This is a genomic window from Actinotalea sp. (genome assembly GCF_041597215.1).
Taxonomy (GTDB): Bacteria; Actinomycetota; Actinomycetes; order Actinomycetales; family Cellulomonadaceae; genus Actinotalea.
This window is the reverse complement of sequence record NZ_JBFHHB010000291.1, coordinates 1-3526: the sequence shown is the minus strand read 5'-3', so window position 1 is coordinate 3526 and position 3526 is coordinate 1. Positions and strand designations below refer to the sequence as shown.

Below are 3526 nucleotides of genomic sequence, written 5' to 3'. Positions count from 1 at the left end.
TTCGACGACGACTCCTTCGACGTCGTGCACGCGCACCAGCTGCTCCAGCACGTCCCCGACCCGGTCGCCGTCCTCGCCGAGATGCGCCGCGTCACCCGGCCGGGAGGGCTTGTCGCTGTCCGGGACGCGGACTACGCGGCGATGACCTGGCACCCCGCCTCGCACGGGCTGGACGAGTGGTCGGCGCTCTACCACGAGGTTGCCCGGGCGACCGGGGGAGAACCGGACGCCGGCCGTCACCTGCGCTCGTGGGCGCTCGCGGCGGGCTTCGCAGCAGAGGACCTCGAGTGCACCGCCGCCGCCTGGTGCTGGGCCACCGCCGAGGAGCGGACCTGGTGGTCGCACTCCTGGGCCGATCGCGTGACGTCCTCGACGTTCGCCCGGCACGCGCGCGAGCACGACCTCGCGGACGACGTCGCGCTGGAGACGATCGCCGAGGCCTGGCGGGACTGGGGGACGGCACCCGACGGCTGGTTCGCCGTCCTCAACGGCGAGATCCTCGCCCGGGCCTGAGCAGGGCCCCGCCCGGGCCTGAGCAGGGCCCCGCCCGGGCCTGAGCCCCGGCCCGAGCCCGGGCCCGGGCCTCACGTCGTGGTCGGCGCCGCCACTGCCGTCGCCACCCGGGTGGAGGCCCCGTGCAGCAGCCGTTCGAGCGGACCGCGTCCCCACAGGGACCGCCACGCCCAGCAGGCCGCCACGATGACCACCACGAAGATCCCGAGAAGGTGGAGCGAGGGCCGGTACCCCCCGCCGGCCTGGAGCACGGCGATCGCGACCAGGTGACCGGTGTAGGCGGTCAGCGCGAGGGCCCCGGTGGCCGCGAACGGGGCGACGAGGAGCGGGGCGCGCTCGGCCAGCACGAGGCAGGCGACCAGGACGAGCGCGACCACACCGAGGTTGCCGACCATCTCCGGTGCGGTGTTGGCATGGGGCTCGAGGTCGACCAGCCGGAGCAGAGTGGTGCCCGACACCGTCCGCTGGGCGAGGAGACCTCCGCCGTAGCCGACGAGCACCAGTGCGACCCCACCGACGGCCAGGAGCCACCGCACCTGCCTGCTGCGCAGGTCGCTGCGCCCCAGGGCGAGCCCCACGGCCAGGTACGCCGTCCAGATCATCGCCGGGTAGTACCGGCCGGCGAGGAGCGAGAGCGGCAGGTCGAAGGGCGACGCGTCGATCGCGAGCCAGAGCGGCGGCCCTACCGCGAGGGTCAGCCCTGCCGCCACGAGCAGCGTGGGTCGGGACCAGGCCATGGCGGGCAGGAGCAGCAGGAACATGAGCGCATAGCTCGGCAGGATCACCACCACCGGGGTGCCGAGCGCCATGAGCAGCAGGCCGAGGACCCCGAGCAGGACGGCTCGCACGGCGACGCGCCACCGTGCGCCCCGTACGTCGCACGGGCTCGTCCCCCCGCTCATCAGCCCGATCGACAGCCCGGCGAGCACGGCGAACATCGCGGCCGAGCGCCCGTGGGTGACGATCAGCCACCCGGAGCCGGGGTCGTCCACCTCGGCGACGTGCGCGGCGACCATGCCGAGGACGGCGAGGCCCCTGGCGACGTCGACACCCACGATGCGCTGCACGCGGGCAGCCTAGGTGCGCCCGTAGGCTCGGGGCATGCGCATCGCCCGGTTCACCACAGGTTCCGACCCTCGCTACGCCCTGGTGCAGGGGGAGGAGGGTTCCCTCGAGCTCGCCGTCCTGCGCGGGGACCCGATCTACACACCGATCGAGCTCACCGGGGAGCGCGTCCCGCTCGATCGTGACGACGTCCGCCTCCTGGCCCCCGTGATCCCGCGCTCGAAGATCGTCGGCGTGGGGCGCAACTACGCCGACCACGCGGCCGAGATGGGCCATGAGCTCCCCGTCGAGCCGCTGCTCTTCCTCAAGCCCAACACCACGGTGATCGGCCCGGACGACCCGATCGTGCTCCCGCCCTGGACGCGTGAGGCGAGCTACGAGGCCGAGCTCGCCGTGGTCATCGGGAAGGTGACGAAGTCGGTGAGCCCCGAGCGGGCCCTGGACCAGGTGTTCGGCTACACGGTCGCCAACGACATGACGGCTCGCGACGCGCAGCGCACCGACGGCCAGTGGGCCCGGGCCAAGGGCTTCGACACGTCCTGCCCGCTCGGGCCGTGGATCGTGCCCGGTCTGGACGTCGACGACCTCGCGGTGCGGGCGCGGGTCGACGGGGAGCTCCGCCAGGACGGCAGGACCTCGCAGCTCGTCTTCGACGTGGCGCACCTCATCGCGTACATCTCCGAGGCCTTCACCCTGCTCCCCGGCGACGTGATCCTCACCGGGACCCCGGCGGGGGTCGGCCCGATCGACCACGGACAGGTCGTCGAGGTGGAGGTCGAGGAGATCGGGGTGCTTCGCAACCCGGTGCTGCGCCGCGACTAGGCTGGGCGGCACCATGCCCGAGAACACCGCATCCGTGCCCACCACCGCCCTCGTCACCGCCCCCGCCATTGCCGTCACCGGCAGCGACGTCCGGGTCCGGTTCTGCCCCTCGCCCACCGGGACGCCGCATGTCGGCCTCATCCGCACGGCGTTGTTCAACTGGGCGTACGCCCGGCATGTGGGAGGCACCTTCGTCTTCCGGATCGAGGACACCGACGCGGCGCGCGACAGCGAGGAGAGCTACCGGCAGCTGCTGGACGCGCTCAGCTGGCTCGGCATGGACTGGGACGAGGGTGTGGAGGTCGGTGGCCCGCACGCGCCGTACCGCCAGTCCGAGCGGATGGACGTGTACGCGGACGTCGCCCGACGGCTGCTGGACGCCGGATTCGCGTACGAGTCCTTCTCCACTCCGGAAGAGGTCGAGGCGCGGCACCGTGCGGCGGGCCGCGACCCCAAGCTCGGCTACGACGGGTTCGACCGCGACCTCACCGAGGAGCAGAAGGCCGCCTACCGCGCCGAGGGGCGCGAGCCGGTCCTGCGCATGCGGATGCCCGCCGAGCCGGTCGTCTTCCGTGACCTCATCCGTGGCGACCTGACCTTCGCGGCCGGGTCCGTCCCGGACTACGTGATCGTGCGCGGCAACGGCCAGCCGCTCTACACGCTCACCAACCCCGTCGACGACGCGCTCATGGGGATCACGCACGTCCTGCGCGGGGAGGACCTGCTGTCCTCGACCCCGCGTCAGGTGGTGCTGTACCGCGCGCTCATCGCGCTCGGGGTGGCGAGCGTCGAGCCCGTCTACGGGCACCTGCCCTACGTGATGGGGGAGGGCAACAAGAAGCTCTCCAAGCGGGACCCGGAGAGCAGCCTGTTCCTGCTGCGGGACCGGGGCTTCACGCCCGAGGGACTGCTCAACTACCTGGCCCTGCTCGGCTGGGGCATCGCGCCCGATCGCGACGTGTTCAGCGTCGAGGAGATGGTCGCGGCCTTCGACGTCGCCGACGTCAACCCGAACCCGGCTCGGTTCGACCTCGCCAAGGCGGAGGCGATCAACGGGGCGCACGTCCGCATGCTGCGCGGGAGCGACTTCCGCGACCGCCTGGTCCCGTACCTGCACGGTGCGGGC

At 72.8% G+C, this 3526-nt stretch carries 4 protein-coding genes; 3 read left to right on the top strand and 1 reads right to left on the bottom strand.

Translation table 11 applies throughout. From position 1 onward, the window contains the following. Positions 1-513: methyltransferase domain-containing protein (locus ABWK99_RS14805; protein ID WP_372595463.1), on the top strand; the 513-nt coding region annotated here is incomplete at its 5' end. Positions 514-584: 71 nt separating this feature from the next. Here ABWK99_RS14805 and ABWK99_RS14800 read toward each other — a convergent pair. Further along, positions 585-1580, bottom strand: coding sequence for a heparan-alpha-glucosaminide N-acetyltransferase domain-containing protein (locus ABWK99_RS14800; protein ID WP_372595462.1), 996 nt, complete (start codon positions 1578-1580; stop codon positions 585-587). Positions 1581-1614: 34 nt separating this feature from the next. Between ABWK99_RS14800 and ABWK99_RS14795 the strand changes: the two genes are divergently transcribed. Beyond that, on the top strand, positions 1615-2400 hold the full coding sequence (locus ABWK99_RS14795) for a fumarylacetoacetate hydrolase family protein (protein ID WP_372595461.1): 786 nt from the start codon (positions 1615-1617) through the stop codon (positions 2398-2400). A gap of 13 nt (positions 2401-2413) precedes the next feature. Further along, a partial coding sequence (gene gltX / locus ABWK99_RS14790; RefSeq protein WP_372595460.1) for a glutamate--tRNA ligase occupies positions 2414-3526 on the top strand: 1113 nt, incomplete at its 3' end.

Excerpts from the sequence above, each read along its gene's own strand:
- ABWK99_RS14795 (WP_372595461.1), top strand. The coding sequence starts at position 1,615 with ATGCGCATCGCCCGGTTCACCACAGGTTCCGACCCTCGCTACGCCCTG.